12 protein-coding genes are annotated in these 17,486 nt (G+C 37.0%); 1 reads left to right on the top strand and 11 read right to left on the bottom strand.

Features of this window, described 5'->3' with window-relative positions; all coding sequences use genetic code 11:
- Positions 1 to 81: 81 nt before the first annotated feature.
- Positions 82 to 1,077: a class II fructose-bisphosphate aldolase gene (locus D0T53_RS02710; protein WP_163264826.1), complete on the bottom strand. Its 996-nt coding sequence runs from the start codon at positions 1,075 to 1,077 to the stop codon at positions 82 to 84.
- 662 nt (positions 1,078 to 1,739) lie between these two features.
- Here D0T53_RS02710 and D0T53_RS02705 point away from each other — a divergent pair.
- Entirely contained in the window at positions 1,740 to 4,205 is a 2,466-nt protein-coding gene (locus D0T53_RS02705; protein WP_163264824.1) for an endonuclease MutS2, read from the top strand.
- Position 4,206: 1 nt separating this feature from the next.
- On the opposite strand, the gene D0T53_RS02700 is transcribed toward D0T53_RS02705, so the two are convergent.
- From D0T53_RS02700 to D0T53_RS02655, 10 genes are all read right to left on the bottom strand, one after another.
- Positions 4,207 to 5,349, bottom strand: a complete 1,143-nt coding sequence (locus D0T53_RS02700; RefSeq protein WP_163264822.1) for an endonuclease/exonuclease/phosphatase family protein — start codon at positions 5,347 to 5,349, stop codon at positions 4,207 to 4,209.
- A gap of 153 nt (positions 5,350 to 5,502) precedes the next feature.
- Positions 5,503 to 7,284 carry a biotin/lipoyl-containing protein gene (locus D0T53_RS02695; protein WP_163264820.1) on the bottom strand — a complete coding sequence of 594 codons (1,782 nt, stop codon included), beginning with the start codon at positions 7,282 to 7,284 and terminating at the stop codon, positions 5,503 to 5,505.
- A gap of 319 nt (positions 7,285 to 7,603) precedes the next feature.
- Positions 7,604 to 7,942, bottom strand: a complete 339-nt coding sequence (locus tag D0T53_RS02690; protein ID WP_163264818.1) for a hypothetical protein — start codon at positions 7,940 to 7,942, stop codon at positions 7,604 to 7,606.
- Positions 7,932 to 8,312, bottom strand: a complete 381-nt coding sequence (locus D0T53_RS02685) for a phage holin family protein (RefSeq protein ID WP_163264816.1) — start codon at positions 8,310 to 8,312, stop codon at positions 7,932 to 7,934. Before D0T53_RS02685 ends, D0T53_RS02690 begins: the two co-directional genes overlap by 11 nt.
- Positions 8,299 to 8,505 (bottom strand): YtxH domain-containing protein, encoded by a 207-nt coding sequence (locus D0T53_RS02680; protein WP_163264814.1) that lies wholly within the window; start codon positions 8,503 to 8,505, stop codon positions 8,299 to 8,301. Before D0T53_RS02680 ends, D0T53_RS02685 begins: the two co-directional genes overlap by 14 nt.
- Before the next feature lie 153 nt (positions 8,506 to 8,658).
- Positions 8,659 to 10,020, bottom strand: coding sequence for a tRNA (N6-isopentenyl adenosine(37)-C2)-methylthiotransferase MiaB (gene miaB, locus D0T53_RS02675; RefSeq protein WP_163264812.1), 1,362 nt, complete (start codon positions 10,018 to 10,020; stop codon positions 8,659 to 8,661).
- A gap of 671 nt (positions 10,021 to 10,691) precedes the next feature.
- Entirely contained in the window at positions 10,692 to 11,738 is a 1,047-nt protein-coding gene (locus D0T53_RS02670) for a glycoside hydrolase family 43 protein (protein WP_163264811.1), read from the bottom strand.
- Positions 11,739 to 11,749: 11 nt separating this feature from the next.
- Positions 11,750 to 14,077 (bottom strand): beta-galactosidase, encoded by a 2,328-nt coding sequence (locus D0T53_RS02665; protein ID WP_163264809.1) that lies wholly within the window; start codon positions 14,075 to 14,077, stop codon positions 11,750 to 11,752.
- A gap of 113 nt (positions 14,078 to 14,190) precedes the next feature.
- Positions 14,191 to 16,647: a glycoside hydrolase family 2 TIM barrel-domain containing protein gene (locus D0T53_RS02660; protein WP_163264807.1), complete on the bottom strand. Its 2,457-nt coding sequence runs from the start codon at positions 16,645 to 16,647 to the stop codon at positions 14,191 to 14,193.
- A gap of 16 nt (positions 16,648 to 16,663) precedes the next feature.
- A complete protein-coding gene (locus D0T53_RS02655; RefSeq protein ID WP_370457778.1) occupies positions 16,664 to 17,452 on the bottom strand; it encodes a family 16 glycosylhydrolase in 789 nt (262 codons plus the stop codon).
- Positions 17,453 to 17,486: the final 34 nt, after the last annotated feature.

Below are 17,486 nucleotides of genomic sequence, written 5' to 3'. Positions count from 1 at the left end.
AACATAATATCAAACAATAAAAAACTCCTGAAATCTAAAAAGACTCAGGAGTTTTTATTTTATATATACCTAAAGTATAAATTAAGCTTTACCTGCACTTCCTAAAACCGATTCGATTTTATGCTTGTACAGTTTTTTCATATTTTCGCGAGCAGGACCTAAATATTTACGTGGGTCGAATTCTCCAGGTTTTGTTGCAAAAACTTCACGAACAGCAGCAGTCATTGCTAAACGGCTATCCGAGTCGATATTGATTTTACATACAGCAGATGCAGCAGCTTTACGCAATTGCTCTTCTGGAATACCGATAGCATCTTTCAATGCACCGCCATATTTATTAATTGTTGCAACTTCTTCTTGTGGAACTGAAGATGCTCCATGCAACACGATAGGAAATCCTGGAAGTTCTTTTTCTACGCCTTCAAGAATATCGAAACGCAATGGAGGAGGGACCAATACTCCGTTAGCATCTTTAGTACATTGTGCAGGAGTAAATTTATTAGCTCCGTGAGATGTACCGATTGAGATTGCTAATGAATCGCAACCTGTTCTAGTAGCAAAATCAACTACTTCTTCAGGTTGTGTATATGTGTGGTGTTCTGCAACAACATCATCTTCGATACCTGCTAACACTCCAAGTTCTCCTTCTACTGTTACATCAAACTGGTGAGCATATTCAACTACTTTTTTAGTAAGAGCTACATTCTCCTCATACGAGAAGTGAGAACCATCGATCATAACAGATGAAAAACCTGAATCGATACAAGCTTTACATGTTTCGAAAGAATCGCCATGGTCAAGATGAAGAACGATTTGTGGTTTTTCCCATCCTAAGCTTTTTGCATATTCAACAGCTCCCTGAGCCATATAACGCAACAAGATAGGATTAGCATATTCACGTGCACCTTTAGATACTTGAAGAATCACAGGAGATTTTGTTTCAGCAGCTGCTTGAACGATAGCTTGCAATTGCTCCATGTTATTAAAGTTGAAAGCAGGAATTGCATATCCACCTTTAATAGCTTTAGCGAACATTTCTTTTGTGTTCACAAGACCTAAATCTTTGTAATTTACCATTGTTTTGAAATTTATTATTATTAATTTACTTGAGTGAATAACCTTAACGTTGTTCCGGTTCGCAAATTTAATCATTTTATATGAATAAAACCGTTTCGCTAAAGGCGAAAAAAAAGATTAAATATGATACTGCAAACTAGCCTTTACAAAATGAAAAGAAAACTACCGGATAGTATAATATACGATCTGAAAAGTACACTATTATAATAATGCATCTACATTTTATAATTAATATTTTACGAGCAATTAATTATAAAAACTAGTATATTTGTGCTTTTTTCGAGTCGTTATAATACAATACGAAAAGCCGTTTATCTGTCATTTATTTATCTATATATTAGATTTATATTGTAGATTTACATTAGCCTGCAGTGATGTATAAGTAATGACAATATTGTTGTCAGATTTTTCATCTACATACAACAATTGTCATTGTCAGGTTTTCTATCATATATGTACGTGTAGAAGCATAAATTATATGACTTAAACTAAAAAAGTGATGAATAAAAAAAAACGATAAATCTGTCAGAACTGTCAGGTTTTGCAAAAATAGTCCATTGAGTACTGTTATTTCAAGGTTGTATTATAGTAATATAGAATTTATATATAAATAATTTTTAGCTGTAACTTTTGTGCAGCATACTTAAATATTAAATTGAAAAGTGATTTACCCCGAAAATTTTGAATATAAAATAGGTTTTGACAAAATACGACAATTAATTGCCGACAAATGCCTCAGTCCTCTAGGTATTGAAAAAACCGAAGAAATGTCATTTTTGTCAGATTATGATATAATAAAGAAACAATTAGCACAGACCAATGAGTTTGTGAGAATTATACAAGAAGAAGATAATTTTCCGACTAATTACTTCTTCGATGTTCGCCCGTCTCTTAAGAATATAAGGGTAGAAGGAACATGGCTTGACGAAAACGCCTTATTTGACTTACGCCGTTCTCTTCAAACCATAGCCGATATTGTTAGTTTTTTGAATAAAGAAGATGATGATAACAGCCCTTACCCTCATTTAAAGGCTTTAGCCGGAAATGTTATAACTTTCCCCGAACTAATAAAAAAGATTGACTCCATACTCGACAAATTCGGACGGATTAGAGATAATGCATCACCCGAACTAAGCCGCATACGGCGCGAAATACACCAAACTTCGGGCAGCATATCACGCACATTAAACTCTATCCTTCGGGCAGCCCAAAGCGAAGGTCTGGTTGAAAAAGATGTAACACCAACAATGCGCGATGGGCGTTTAGTTATTCCTGTTGCCCCCGCCTTCAAACGAAAACTAAAAGGGATTGTACACGACGAATCGGCGACAGGTAAAACCGTTTTTATAGAGCCATCGGAAGTTGTTGAAGCAAATAACCGGATAAGAGAACTTGAAAACGAAGAAAAAAGAGAGATTGTTCGTATACTTACAGCAATAACAGATGTTGTTCGTCCATCAGTTCCCGATATTATACAGTCATACGAGTTTCTGGCTCTTATCGATTTTATTAGGGCTAAAGCAAAATTCTCTCTCGATATTAATGCTATAGTTCCAAATATCGAAAACAAACAACAAATTATTTGGGAAAAGGCTAAACATCCCCTACTCTATTTGTCGCATAAAAAACAGCAGAAAGAGGTTGTGCCCCTTGATATATACTTAGATAGCGAAAATCGCATATTAATAATATCGGGGCCTAATGCGGGAGGAAAATCGGTGTGCCTTAAAACCGTAGGTTTACTGCAATATATGCTGCAATGTGGTATACCTATCCCCTTATATGAAACCTCGAAAGTTGGAATCTTCGACGATATATTTATTGATATAGGTGACGAACAATCTATCGAAAACGACTTGAGTACATACAGTTCTCATCTTACAAATATGAAATACTTTGTAAGAAACTGTAATACCAAAAGCATATTGTTGATAGATGAGTTTGGTGGAGGAACCGAACCCCAGATTGGAGGAGCAATTGCCGAATCGCTCTTGAAAAGATTTAACGAAAAAGAAGCATTTGGTGTTATAACAACCCACTATCAAAATCTGAAACACTTTGCAAACGAAAACAAAGGTGTTATAAATGGGGCAATGTTATACGATCGGCATCAAATGCAGCCACTATTCAAACTATCTATCGGTAATCCGGGAAGTTCATTTGCAATCGAAATCGCCCGTAAAATAGGTTTACCCGAAGACGTCATTTCCGAAGCCTCGGAAATTGTAGGTAGCGATTATATTAATATGGATAAATACCTGCAGGACATTGTTCGGGATAAACGTTATTGGGAAACTAAACGACAAAATATCCGCAAAAAAGAAAAACGCCTCGAAGAAATAACTTCGGGATATGAAAGCGATCTTGTATCAATCGAAAAACAACGAAAAGAAATTTTGGCTAAAGCAAAACAGGAAGCCGAACGGCTTATAGCTGAAACAAATGCTAAGATTGAGAACACAATCCGTACAATAAAAGAGGCACAGGCTGAAAAAGAAAAAACAAAACTTGTTCGACAAGAGCTAAATAAATTTAAGGATTCTCTATCGGAGAATAACGCTGTTATTGATAACAAAATACAGCAAAAGATAGAAAAACTAAAAAATCGGGATAAAAAGAAAAAAGACAAACAAGATTCTGTAAAAAGCAAAAAAGAAGAAACGATATCTATCGGAGACTCAGTTCGTATTAAAGGGCAAACCTCTATTGGGGAAGTTATGGATATTCAAGGTAAAAATGTGGTTGTTGCTTTTGGCATGATAAAAACCAATACAAAGCTCGAACTATTAGAATATGTCAGTAGGAATCAGATAAAAAGAGAAAATAAGCAATCGGGAATAGTCGTTTCGCAAGCACGAGAGCAAATAAACGAAAAGAAATTAAACTTTAAGCTTGATTTAGATGTTCGAGGAATGCGTGGCGAAGAAGCTTTGCAAGCTGTGATGTACTATATTGATGATGCTATCCAGATTGGTGCTTCCCGTGTACGTATTTTACATGGAACTGGAACAGGCATTCTCCGACAATTAATCAGAGATTATCTGAGAACTGTTCCCAATATAAAGAACTATCAGGATGAGCATGTACAATTCGGAGGTGCAGGAATAACTGTTGTAGATATAGAATAATTTAAAGCCCGTCGAGCGATATATAGCTGTAAATAGGATAATGATCGGAGTATTTCACTTTATCGACATAACTGTTATATGATTTAAGATTCTTTGTGTGCATTATATAGTCTATACGGAACCAAAAACCATTGGCATGATATGTTATGCCTAGTCCTCGTCCCGTACGCTTAAACGAATCTGTCATATTGCCTCTTATTGTTTCGTATGCATATGAGATTGGTGTATCATTAAAATCGCCACAAAGTATAATCGCCGATGTTTTTTCTCGCTGTTGCTTTACACAGTTAGCAATAATATCAGCTTGTTGTTCGCGTGTTTTAAAAGCCGGCTCAAGCCTCTTTTGTACCATCTGGGCCATCTCATTCATTTTTTCCTGAGTTGGCTCCACTACAAGCTTCTTATATAATACCTTGTCTTCTGCTGTTATACGGTTCGATTCGAGATGGCTATTAACAATAGTGATCTTCTTCATACCAATCCGAATCTCATACATAGCCGATCCATTGAACGCACTATTTATTGGCAATCGGGCCTGTGTCAATATCGGATACTTGGAATAACAAGCCAGACCATAAATATTGGGTAGATTTTCTTCACCCAACCGAACAATAGCCCGATATGGGTAATCTTTCATTATATCATCAAACTCTTGTAATGAAATAAGCCTGTTTCTTCCCTTCTTATCATCAACAGCAAACTCTTGCAAACATATAATATCAGCATCATTATTCGCCAGATACTCAAACACAGGGTTTTTCCGCGCCTCACTTCCTGTTAACCAATCAAATCCCCTAACATTATAGGATAATACTTTCAGGTTATTTTTGGGCACCTCCTGCATTGAGTTATACGGGAAGTAGGTGTAGATAGACTCCCAACACAGAACAAGAATTACCAGCTGTATAATAACATACCACCACCTAAATGTGATAATCCATAAGATTAAGTAAAAGACATTTAATAATGCCAGAAATGGAAATCCCATTCCCAGATATGCTATAATTATTGATGAAGACGGAGCTATTGACGTCGCCTTAACCGATAGCAATAGTAAGACTATTACAACAAGGTTTGTTGCAAAAACAGTATATTTTAGTCCTTTTGTTATTCTTATTGCTAGTAATTTCCCTCTAAGAGCCATTTTTAATAACCTACATTACTTATAGATAAACAAAATAAAGGATTATTAGTTTATTGGGGTAACCTAAATATTAATCTTTTTTATCAAAAAAGACTGCATCCCGATCATTCTCGAAATGCAGCCTTATATACTCATTCTAAATCAGTTAAGCTTCTATCCTATATAAGCTAACACTTGATTTTTCTGTACTTTATCTCCTTGCTTGGTTTCTATCTGAAGAATTTTCCCTGAAGCCAAAGCTTTTACTTCTTCTATTCCATAATAAGTTTGAATAAAGCATATAGTATCTCCCTCTTTTACAGAAGTTCCGATAACAGGAGCTGTAGATGGATCAACCAAATCAACTTGCCATATTACCTGTCCCGAGCTAACAGCCTGAAGTGGTTTTGCTTCAGGATATTTTTCCTGAATAGCTTTTGCATCAAATGCTGGCACTTCAACAACCTGACGTGTTACAATTATAGGAGCTCCGGCTTTAGCCTTTTCTTTTTCAAGATCAGCATTAAAACGTTCTTTAGCCAAGCCTGATTTATAGTCGCGATACTGACGGTCGTGCATAGCCAATTCAAACAATTCTTCGTCATCCTGACCATAATCCCATCCATTCTCATCCATCTCTTTACGATACTGATCTAATGCATCTGGATATTCGTCCTGAGGATTTCCTGTGTAAAATTCCAATCCTTGTTTTTGGGCAAGTTCTATTATTTCATCGTCCAGTTTACCCGGAAGTTTACCAGTCTTACCCAGAATCATATTCCAGCTATCTTTATCTATTTTCGAGAAGCGTGGTTCACCTTGAGCCATTGCAAAAATATTCATCAATGCAATGTTTTTCACATATTGGCTAAAAGGCGTCACTAATGGAGGATAGCCTAGTTTAGGCCATACATACTCTACCTCTTGGAACAATTGAACAACAAGATCATTCAGTGTCACTTCTGGTTTACCATTATTGCGTAATGCCATATTTATTGCAGAGTGCATTCCTCTAAGGTCTGCCATCATCGATCCCATCATTCCTCCCGGAAGTCCACATCCAACAAGTAATGATGTCATTATTTTGTTAGATGGATCAATAAAATACCCGAGGAAATCATCAATGAACGATTGTGTCAAAGAACGGGCTTCCATATAAGCATTCATGTTAATATCCGGCACTAAAAAGCCTGCGTCTTTTAACATTGCTTGTATTGTTATTACATCCGGATGAACCATACCCCAAGCCAAAGGCTCCATAGCTACATCTAGATAATCGGCACCGGCACGGGCTACTTCCAACATAGAGGCAACAGAGAAACCGGGACCTGTATGTCCATGATATTCAATAGGTATATTAGGATGCCTGTCTTTTAGTGCTTTTACAAGCTTTCCTAAAAATGCAGGACGCCCTATTCCCGCCATGTCCTTCAAACAAATTTCATCGGCTCCGAACTCAACCAGCTTATCTGCAAAATTAAGATAATATTCTACTGTGTGTACAGGCGAATGTGTTATACATAATGCAGTTTGTGAAATCATCCCTGCTTCTTTCGCATACTTTACTGAAAGTTCAAGATTGCGAGGATCATTCAATCCATCGAACGAACGTGCGATGTTTGTACCCTGTGCGCATTTTACTTTGAACATTAATTGTCTTACATCTTTAGGAACTGGATACATGCGTAAAGCATTCAACCCCCGTTCGAGCATGTGTGTTTGTATTCCGGCTTTATTAAAAGGAGCAGTCCATTCCCGAACAGATTTATTCGGATTTTCTCCATACAGAAGGTTTACTTGTTCGAAAGCTCCTCCATTTGTCTCAACACGGGCAAAACATCCCATATCGACAATAACCGGTGCAATTTGTGTTAACTGATCAACACGTGGCTGATATTTCCCTGAAGACTGCCACATGTCACGGTAAAGGAGACTAAATTTAATTTCTCTTCCCATAGCGATTTTTATGTTGTTTGTTATAGTTTAGTTGTCGAAACATCTTCATAGCACCAATCAATAAATTTAGTAAAAAAATATGGATTACTGCCTCTATAAAAGCATCACAAAGTTAAAATAATGATTTCAGATTTGACGAATAAAAAACAAATTAAAATCATCAAAATCTCATAAAAATACAAACCAAAATATATAACGATAGTCCAAAATGCACACTCGTATTAAAAGTGAGCAGATATTTTTCATAGTACCAGTAAAAATAAAAATGAGAAACTAATTCAAGCTTCTCATTTCTTATATAAATAAGCCTAATAAGAATTTAGCTTTTATTTTTTTTACCGAATAACCAAGACTTTATTTTGCGGGTTATCATACTTATCAAAATAGGTTGCAACATTCCTAAAACCATAGGAGCATAGGCCGTTATTTTATCGATTATTGCCGGTCGACTGCCATTACAGCCCGAAGAGAAACCCGAAAGAAAAGAACCAAAAGAGCTACGTGTACTATTTATTACCGAACCTAAAAGCAGCGAACCAAAATTTTGTTTCAGATACGATACTTTATATAACATTTCCTCCTCACGTTCTTTACATTCGGCTATTAGTTCTAAGCGTTCTTGTCTCAACTGCTCTATTGGCGACAGTTTATTCTTCATCTTTTTCTATTTTATTGATTATCCGCACTATAATATTAGAAAAAACTCGTCTGATTGATTTTGCGCTGAAAAGCATCAATATAAATGTTAAAACAACAATTAAAATCAACACTCCAAATCCCATCGCATAACTTTCCAATAGACTGCCAAACACAAAGCCAAGAGCAATAAGCCCTAAAATAAAAATCGTGAATAAAACAATACAAAGCAACACTCCGTATACGATATACGAACTAGCTATCGACGTTTTTTCGTATGCTCTTAATTTAAATATCCTAAGCCTTTTTTCTACATAAACCGACGTATCGTCCTTTAGTGATGAAAAAAGGCTATTCAGGTCATTTATTTCTTCTCTATCATCCTTCTGCATCTTCCTCTATTTCTTCAGCATGATGCTTACCCTTTGCTACTGTATTTTTTATATTGGTAACAATTTTATCGGCCAAATTATTTGCACTTTTCAGCCATTCTTCTTTTTTATCGGAAGCAACTACATACCCAACGGCAGCACCTAAAGCTGCACCAATTGCAAAAAACAACAAACTAGAACTTGACTTTTTCATAACTCTTGAGGTTTTAAAATTAGTATTCTAACAAATTTCACAGTGTATAAAACTTTAACAATAATAGACACAGATTTGTTTAAGTTAAAAAACAAGTTTATTGTTCCAATTTAGTTATTTTTCCTGAAATACGTATCAATAAAGGATTTTAATTTAAATTTCGTCTCCAAATAAAGTTGCCGATGTGCTTCCGGTCACCTTCACTTTTACCAATTCGCCAATCTTATGGTTTCCTTTATTGAAGATTATTACTTTGTTTTGGGACGATCGTCCAAACAATTGCTCTTTCGATCTTTTTGAAAACCCTTCTACTAAGACTTCAAATACCTTCCCTATATCCTGTTTATTGCTTTCGCCCGATAATTCGTTTTGTAAATTTATAATTTCTTGCAGGCGTGCTACTTTCACTTCTTCAGGAATATCATCTGTTAGTTTTTTTGCGGCATAAGTACCCGGACGTTCCGAATATTTGAACATAAAAGCCGAATCGAAACCAACTTCTCGCATTAAAGATAATGTATCCTGATGATCTTCCTCCGTTTCGGAATGATACCCACACATTATGTCGGTAGATAAACCACAGCCCGGTATAATACGTTTTATTGCAGCTATACGGTCTAAATATTGTTCTCTGTTATACTTACGTTTCATCACTCCCAGCATCTTCGTGCTGCCCGATTGCACCGGCAAATGGATAAACTTGCACAGATTATCGTATGCAGCTATTACCTCAAGTGTCTCATCTGTCATATCTGTCGGGTACGAGGTTGTAAAACGTATTCGTATACTTGGTGCGGCTTCGGCAACCATCTTCAACAATGCTGGAAAGTCTGTTATGCTTCCATCTTCGTTTTCAAAACGATACGAGTTTACATTTTGCCCTAAAAGAGTGACTTCTTTAAAGTTTTTATCTTTTAAGCTGGCTAACTCATTTAAAATACTTTGAGGATCGCGGCTACGCTCCCGACCTCTGGTGTACGGAACAATGCAATACGTACAAACCTTATCGCACCCCCGCATAATGGAAATAAACCCTGAAATATGATTGCCACCAATCTTAAGGGGTATTACATCTTTATATGTTTCGGTTTTCGACAGTTGTACATTTATCGCTTTTTCGCCCTTTTCGGCAGCTCCAATTAAATTAGGTAAATCAAGATAAGCATCAGGGCCAACTACTACATCGGCATGGTGTTTTTCTATTAGTTCATCTTTTACCCGTTCGGCCATACAACCTAAAACACCTATAATCAAATCTTTTTTCTTTTTACGCTTAATAGCATTTATATACTCTAAGCGTTGAATAACCCGCTGTTCGGCGTTATCCCTAACCGAACACGTATTGATAAACACGGCATCGGCATCGTCCATTGTTTCTGTTATAGCATATCCATCCATTTCCATAATAGATGCTACAACTTCACTATCGGCTACGTTCATCTGACAACCATATGTCTCGATGAACAATTTTTTGTCAGTCGTGGATTTAAAGTCCAGTCCTTTGTTCTCGTTCATTGTTACTTTACTTTCTAAGTTATTATTATATTGGTTTTCTCAAACCATTTAGCAACACAAAGGTAGAAATTTAATGGAATAAGTTTGTCGTGTTTTTTATAATTAGAAATAAAAGCCCATTAATTCTACTCACATAGAATTAACCATTTGTTGTGACACTCTACAAATTGCATTAATAATAAAACCTGACACATCTGACAGTTTTATTGTTTTTTTAAGTTCTTACTGCCGCGCATCTTGCCAATGCTTGCCTTCGTTCATTTTGAGTAGCCTGCACTTCTCGTTTGTAATTGTTCCGGGCGTTCACTTCGCTAAGCGGGTACCCCGCACATACGGCGAGGTCAGTACGGGGCAAAAAGTATGTAAAGAATCTACGATTCCGCGCAACTGTAGTACAATTTTAAAGAACACTTATATATTTATTAATTCTACAAATATAGAATTACCTCCCCTATACAGAATACTGAAAAGCTTATAATAAGAAAACCTGACATACCTGACAAAAAATATATTTTTTTTGAATATCTGTTTACTATCTATTTTTATTGATAGCTATTTCCTTATTATAGATAAAAACAGAGCATTATAAAAGAACTTACTTAAAACAAAATATCCGAACGTTTTCACATTCGGATATTTTTTAGCTTAAACCTATTATTGGTTATTTCAATTTATTTAAATACCTGATCGGGATTCCATTGTTCGTTCCAAGCAATTTCAATATCTCCATTTTCATCAAAGGCAACAGGCAACCAAATATACCGCGAGTTTATCAGGTCTGTTTTATTCCATTTATCAAACATAGCTATATAGGCATCTTCTTTGCCTGCTACAGGAAATACATGTGTACTTTGTCCATAAAATGTAATTTCAGCATCTTTTCCTGTACAAGGGTTTCCTTTTACAGTCCAAGCACCCATCATAGAGTCGGCAACAGCAACTTCAGCCTGATTAGGATCCCAAGCAGTACAACCCGACGATAATATATAATATTTGCCTTTACGTTTAAATACAGCCGGAGCTTCGCGCGATTGGTCTATAAAGTTACGGGTAAAATTTCCTGTTGGTTTCAGATAATCATCAGTTAATAGACTAATGTATAATGTTTTGTTCTCTTCCGACGAATACACATGATATGCACGACCGTCATCATCTTTAAACAACGTCATATCGCGGCTCATTGCGTCGTTAGGTCTCATTGATCCCAAATAAGAGAAACTCCCTGTAGGTGTATCAGATACAGCAACTCCTGCCGCAGCCTTCGCATAATCATGACTATCAACATGTAGCCACATTACAAATTGTTTTGTTTTATCGTTATATAACACTTTTGGCCTTTCCAAAACATTAGAGGGATGTAATTCGGACAAAGTATCGGTTAAATTAGACTCTAAAACAACTCCTTCAAACTTCCAGTTAACAAGGTCTTTTGATGAATAGCAAGAAACGCCACCAGCCTCAGTACGATAGCATTCCCAGCTTGGAACCTTCGGATTCCAATAAGTAGAGTCACCCTTATATTCGCCATACCAGTAATATATACCGTCATGATACAATATTCCCGCACCATGTGCATTTATCCGGTTACTATCGGTATCGAACCATTCGGCTCCCGACACAATCATTTTCAGATCTTTGTTCGAATCTGCAGCTTTTTGCCCACAACTAAAAGTCAGTAAACTAAATAGTGCAATAAATAAAAACAGGTTCTTTCTCATTTTTTATCTTTTTACTTTTTAAATGGTTTCATATTCATATAAATACAGTAATCTTTAATCATACCCGGTTTATTTTGCTCAGCTCTGGGCAAATAAGAAAATCCGGTAATTACCTTTTCCTCTCCTAAATCAATAACAATCTGGTGAGGATAAGCAGGATTTATTGTAGAATAATCGGTATGCCAAAATGTCGATTCTTGTAAATCAAAAACATTGCTGGCTATATTATTAGCCTTATTAGTTTCTTCACTATCGGCATAAAGTACTTTCCAATGCTGACGTGATATATTCTTGCCATCTTCGCCCTGAAGTTCAAGTTCTGCTATTGCCGCATATTTTCCTCCATCATGCGAATTTAGCGCTTCGATACAAAAATAACGAATTTTCTCGCTTTTTTCGAATTTAATTTGTTGCCATCCATTACCCGGTTTAAAGGTTCCTTTATAAAATGGTTTTTCGCCCGAAAGATCTAGCTCTTCACCCAACTTACGATGAGTATAGGCTCCATTGCCTTTCAACATATCCAAAATAGGCTGGCGAAGTCCGGCTATTTTCGCATCCGATGGAGAAGCCATATCCATAATAACTATTTCGTTTTCCCCTTCTTTTAACCAACATCCGGGAACATATAAGGTTTGTTGTGGTCCTATTTCCCAATAACGTCCAATACCGTGACCATTTACCCAAACCAATCCTTTACTCCAAGTGCGCATATCGAGAAAAGTATCTCCCGTTTTATCAAGGTTGAATGTCCCTTTGTAATATGCAGGAACTCCTTCGGCTATATTACCGGTCTTATAATTCTTTTCTTTAGTAAACGAGTATTTCGAAGGCAAGCAAAATACTTCCCAGTTTTTAAGAACTTCGCCTTTATCCTGCGATTTAAGTTCTACTTTTTCGGTTATACCTTTCCAGTCGTAAATACCCTTACCAAAGTTCATACGTCCCATAGGCTCTACTACAATATCAAGAACTGTACCTTCTGCAACAGGTGGCAACATAACAACACCTTCCCCCTTCATGCGGCTAAGGGTTGATATCCTTTTTCCGTCAATAAATACCTGTGACCAGTCGTGAGCTTCGGTAATTACTAAAGTCTGATTTACACTAGAAGCTTTAAGTTTTGTCCGATAGATGATACTCCCCCACCCCATATCAAAAAACTCCATAGATTTAACATCTTCACTTAAAATTGCTTCGGGCAAATTATCAAACACTGGAGCAACTTCCGTTAAGTTAAAAGCAGGTATAGCAATTGTAGGTATTGAATCGGGTACTTCGCTCAAGACCTCACCCTCAGATAAATATTGAGCCAGAAGATTACGAACTTCATAGTATTTTGGTGTAGTCTTTCCCGACTCATTTATAGGTGCATCGTAATCGTACGACGTACAAGTGGGCGAAAAATTAGGAAAATTAGCGCCTGCCCAATGTGCAAAGCTGGTTCCGCCATGTGTCATATATAAACTGAACGATATATTTCTGTCTAACATTTGCTTCATCCCGTTTACCAAGTCCGAAGCACTGCGTGTTTCGTGTTTCGCACCCCAATGATCGAACCATCCCGACCAAAATTCGCTACACATTAACGGAGTATTGGGGCGTAGCTCTAACAAACGTCTAAACTGATCGTCAATATTGGCTCCTGTTCCAAAGTTAATAGTCCAAACTAAATCTTCGAGAGCATTATTTTCGAAATTAGAATTCCAATCGCACTGAAACAATGGCACATCGGTAAACCCTGCTCCTTTAACAATATCCCTTATTTCCGAAACATAGGGTTTATCTGTTCCAAACGATCCATACTCATTTTCAACCTGTACCATTATAATATTACCACCACGGGTTATTTGCTGATCGGCCAGTTGTTTACCAACTTCGTTCATAAATATTTTAGTACGCTCCATAAAGTACGGATCCTGTTCGCGAAGCTTTATATCTTTTTTCTTAAGCAACCACCAAGGTAAACCACCCATTTCCCACTCGGCACATACATATGGACCGGGACGTACAATAACATACATTCCATATTCCTGAGCTAAACGACAAAAGGCTGCAATATCTTTTTGCCCTGAAAAATCAAACTGCCCTTCCTCTTCTTCGTGGTAATTCCAGAATATATACAAACAAACGGTATTCATACCCAATGCCTTACACATTTGAATACGGTGTTCCCAATATTCTCTTGGTATACGTGGATAATGAACCTCTGCCGCTTTCACAACAAATGATTGTCCGTTTAACAAAAAGGTTTTATCTCCTATCTCAAATTTATCTTTAGTTGCACAACTTCCCAGTATCAAAACTGCAACAGTTAACAGTAATAGTGTTTTTTTCATTTTTTTGTTATTGATTTATAATAATTTTCGGGTTCTATCCTTTCATTACAATGTTATATACTCCGTGCTTAATTTCGATTTTCACCTTCTTTTATTTTATATTGTTATATAGATCAATTACTCTGTATTATAATTGTCGAATCATCTAAGCCCTCTGCCGAAACTGTCAGCTTTATTTCTCCTGCTTTTCCGTTTGGTTGAACAATTGCGATTGCTCTGCCTCTAAACACATTCGGATTTAAAGAGCGAAAACTTTTCATATCGTCGGGGGCTGCATTTCCTGATGCTATAACCGAACCCTTACCTTCGCACTTAATACCTACAGCTATGTTTGTATCGGGTATAATATTTCCGTCTTTATCTACAATATCTATTTTCACATAAGACAGGTCATTTTTATCTGCTTTTATTGACTCACGGTCTGCAGTTAATCTGATAGCAGCAGCTTGTCCGGTCGTTCTTAGCTCAGCTGAAGCTTTTTCTTTGTTTTTGAATACATTCACAGCCCTCAATACTCCGGGTTCATAAGCAACGCTAAACGATGCTGTATAATTATCTTGCGATACTTTTTTTTCGCCGATTAGCCTATCGTTTAAATAGAGTTTTACTTTTGGAGCACGGCTGTATACATTTACTCTCATTTGTTTTCCCTCGAGGCCTTTCCAGTTCCAACTCAAAAGTTCATCAGTCCATCCCCAACCATTAACAACCTCTTTTTTACCTTCGGTTACGGGTGGAGACACAGCCAAAGTTATATCGCGCTCGCGCCACAATATATCACGATAATATGATTGAATTTTTTTATTTCCACAGAAATCTATATCACCACACCAAGCATTATACCAAGGCCAACCCATAAACTGACTATCACGTTCTCCCGGTTCCAACTCCAATGCATGCCCAAGCCCGGCTTCACCTAAATAGTCGATAGCAGTCCATACAAAATCACCTATTATAGCAGGATATTTTTCTACAAGATTCCAGTTCTGCGCAGCTTCTTTTGGAAACGATTCACTACCATAAATAACTCGATCGGGATATGAAACATGGTCGCTCTCGTATTTTTGCCACATATAATTATAGCCTGCAACATCTACATTGTTGAATGCTCTGTATATATCATTATCCCATTTAAAATGACGCCTGTCCCAAAAATCGTTCGCTCCCACTGTTGTGTAGCGGGAGTTATCGTATTTTTTTACTGTATTTACCAATCTTTTTGCAATATCCTGCCCCTGTGGATCATCTGCTCTTTGAGCTATTTCGTTACCTATGCTCCACATTATTATAGACGGATGATTTCTGTCTCGACGAACCGACGCTGCCAAATCCTTATCACTCCATTCGTCAAAAAACTGATGGTAATCCTGAGCCCGTTTAGCCTCTTGCCATTGATCGAATGTTTCGTGAACCACTAATAGCCCTAGATTGTCGCAAGCCTCCAAAAAAGCCTCCGAAACTTGGTTGTGCGCACATCTCACGGCATTATAACCATTAGCCTTCAATAATTCCACTTTACGCTCTTCGGCCCTGTTTATTGCTACAGCACCCAAAAGCCCATTATCGTGATGTATACAGCCTCCCTTCAACTTTACAGATTTTCCGTTAAGAATAAATCCCTTTGTAGCATTAAATTCAATTGTCCGAATACCAAAAGGAATTGTTATTTTATCCGCCTCCGAACCATCCAAGAAGCGCAGAGATACTTCCGCTTTATATAATTTAGGGCTTTCTACTGACCATAATTCCGCCTTTTTTACATCAAAATTTAGCGAAACAGGAACTTGCCCCGAAGCATCTACATTTATATTCCGAAACGTAGAGTAAACTTCTTTTCCTTCAGGAGAATATATCTTAATATTCAGTTGAGTATCTGATGTTTTTGTGCTGGCGTTAAATACTATTGTCTGCAACTTTATACCTGCAGCCTTTCCTTTCAACTCAGATGCATCGACATACGTATCCCATTCGTCTAAGTGCAACTTATTTGTTTTTATCAGCCAAACATGCCTATAGATACCCGACCCTGAATACCAACGGCTATTTTCGCCAACATTTACAGCCTTTACAGCTATTATATTAGATTTACCAATACTGTTACAATAATCTGTTATATCTATTTTGAAGGAAGTATAACCATAAGGATTATATTTAACCTTTGTTCCGTTCACCCATACTTCTGTCTGATTATAAACTCCTTCGAAGTATAACGATATAATTTTCCCTTCATCTTCCTCTGATAAGGTAAACATTTTACGATACCATCCTTCTCCACCAAGAGTCTGACCGGTATCAGCCCCTCCGGCTCCACTTTCAGTCATTTTAGAAAAAGGGCCTATAGTGATGCCTTCTCTCTGAATAGGAACAGGCTCAATACTCCAATCGTGAGGAAGATCCAACTTTCGCCATTTACTATCATTAAACAATGGTTGTTCGGCATTAGATGTACTACCTAAATGAAAACGCCAATCTTCGTTAAAACTCGATTTACGTTCCGAAGCAATGGTTTGCGCATTGAATATAAAGGCAAAAAAAACACCTGATAAAAAAGTAAAAAATATATTCTTCATAGTAATAAAAATCTTTTTACTGCTTTTTCTGGTATACTCTCACATAATCTACTTCGTATTTTACTGGAAAAGCCGAATCGTCGGGTATTCCTCCATGCATACCTCCTATTGCAAGATTCAAGAGTATATAATGAGATTGTTTAAACGGATTCCGAAAATCGCCTAACGATCCGTTTTGTGTTTCAGACAAGGGTATTTCGTTTAACAGTTCATCATCAAGATACAGGCAGATAGCCTCTTCATCCCAATCCATACGCCACACATGGAATTTATCAGCCCAACGGGCATCTTTTTCTAAAAAATGAGAAAATGGGATAGCTTTTGAATTCCACTTGGCGTTGTAACGCCTTTCGGTTCCCCAAGCTGCATTTGCTAAAATATGAGGGATGTTATCGATCCTGTAATATTCCATTATATCAATCTCTCCATTCGAAGGCCACTCCATAGAGCTTCCTAAAGTCCATATAGCTGGCCATGCACCATCGGCAACAGGAATACGTGCCCTAACTTCGAACCGCCCATATAGAAATTCTTTTTTTCCATCGGTTTTTATAGACGACGCTGTGTAATTAGCATATTCCCTGTTACGCCAATTACTACCCAAATCAGATCGGTATAAAGGATTCTTTATCTGTTCTTTCCGTCCGTGTATTGTCAACACTCCTTCTCCACAAACAGCATTAGCAGGCTGATACCACTGAAATTCTTCATTCCTCACAAAGCCATGTTCATGATTCCAAAAGAGAGTATCAGGTTGCCCCGCATAATTAAACTCTTCGCTCCACACTAAATTATAACCATCAATATCTTTCGGTTCCGAAAAATCGGGATATAAATCC

The organism is Dysgonomonas sp. 216 (assembly GCF_010501065.1).
In the GTDB taxonomy this organism is placed as follows: domain Bacteria; phylum Bacteroidota; class Bacteroidia; order Bacteroidales; family Dysgonomonadaceae; genus QVMM01.
Note: the sequence above shows the minus strand (reverse complement) of the source record. Positions and strands in the feature narration are given on the sequence as shown.

Excerpts from the sequence above, each read along its gene's own strand:
- D0T53_RS02710 (WP_163264826.1), bottom strand. The coding sequence starts at position 1,077 with ATGGTAAATTACAAAGATTTAGGTCTTGTGAACACAAAAGAAATGTTC.
- D0T53_RS02700 (WP_163264822.1), bottom strand. The coding sequence starts at position 5,349 with ATGGCTCTTAGAGGGAAATTACTAGCAATAAGAATAACAAAAGGACTA.
- D0T53_RS02695 (WP_163264820.1), bottom strand. The coding sequence starts at position 7,284 with ATGGGAAGAGAAATTAAATTTAGTCTCCTTTACCGTGACATGTGGCAG.
- D0T53_RS02690 (WP_163264818.1), bottom strand. The coding sequence starts at position 7,942 with ATGAAGAATAAACTGTCGCCAATAGAGCAGTTGAGACAAGAACGCTTA.
- D0T53_RS02685 (WP_163264816.1), bottom strand. The coding sequence starts at position 8,312 with ATGCAGAAGGATGATAGAGAAGAAATAAATGACCTGAATAGCCTTTTT.
- D0T53_RS02680 (WP_163264814.1), bottom strand. The coding sequence starts at position 8,505 with ATGAAAAAGTCAAGTTCTAGTTTGTTGTTTTTTGCAATTGGTGCAGCT.
- miaB (WP_163264812.1), bottom strand. The coding sequence starts at position 10,020 with ATGAACGAGAACAAAGGACTGGACTTTAAATCCACGACTGACAAAAAA.
- D0T53_RS02670 (WP_163264811.1), bottom strand. The coding sequence starts at position 11,738 with ATGAGAAAGAACCTGTTTTTATTTATTGCACTATTTAGTTTACTGACT.
- D0T53_RS02665 (WP_163264809.1), bottom strand. The coding sequence starts at position 14,077 with ATGAAAAAAACACTATTACTGTTAACTGTTGCAGTTTTGATACTGGGA.
- D0T53_RS02660 (WP_163264807.1), bottom strand. The coding sequence starts at position 16,647 with ATGAAGAATATATTTTTTACTTTTTTATCAGGTGTTTTTTTTGCCTTT.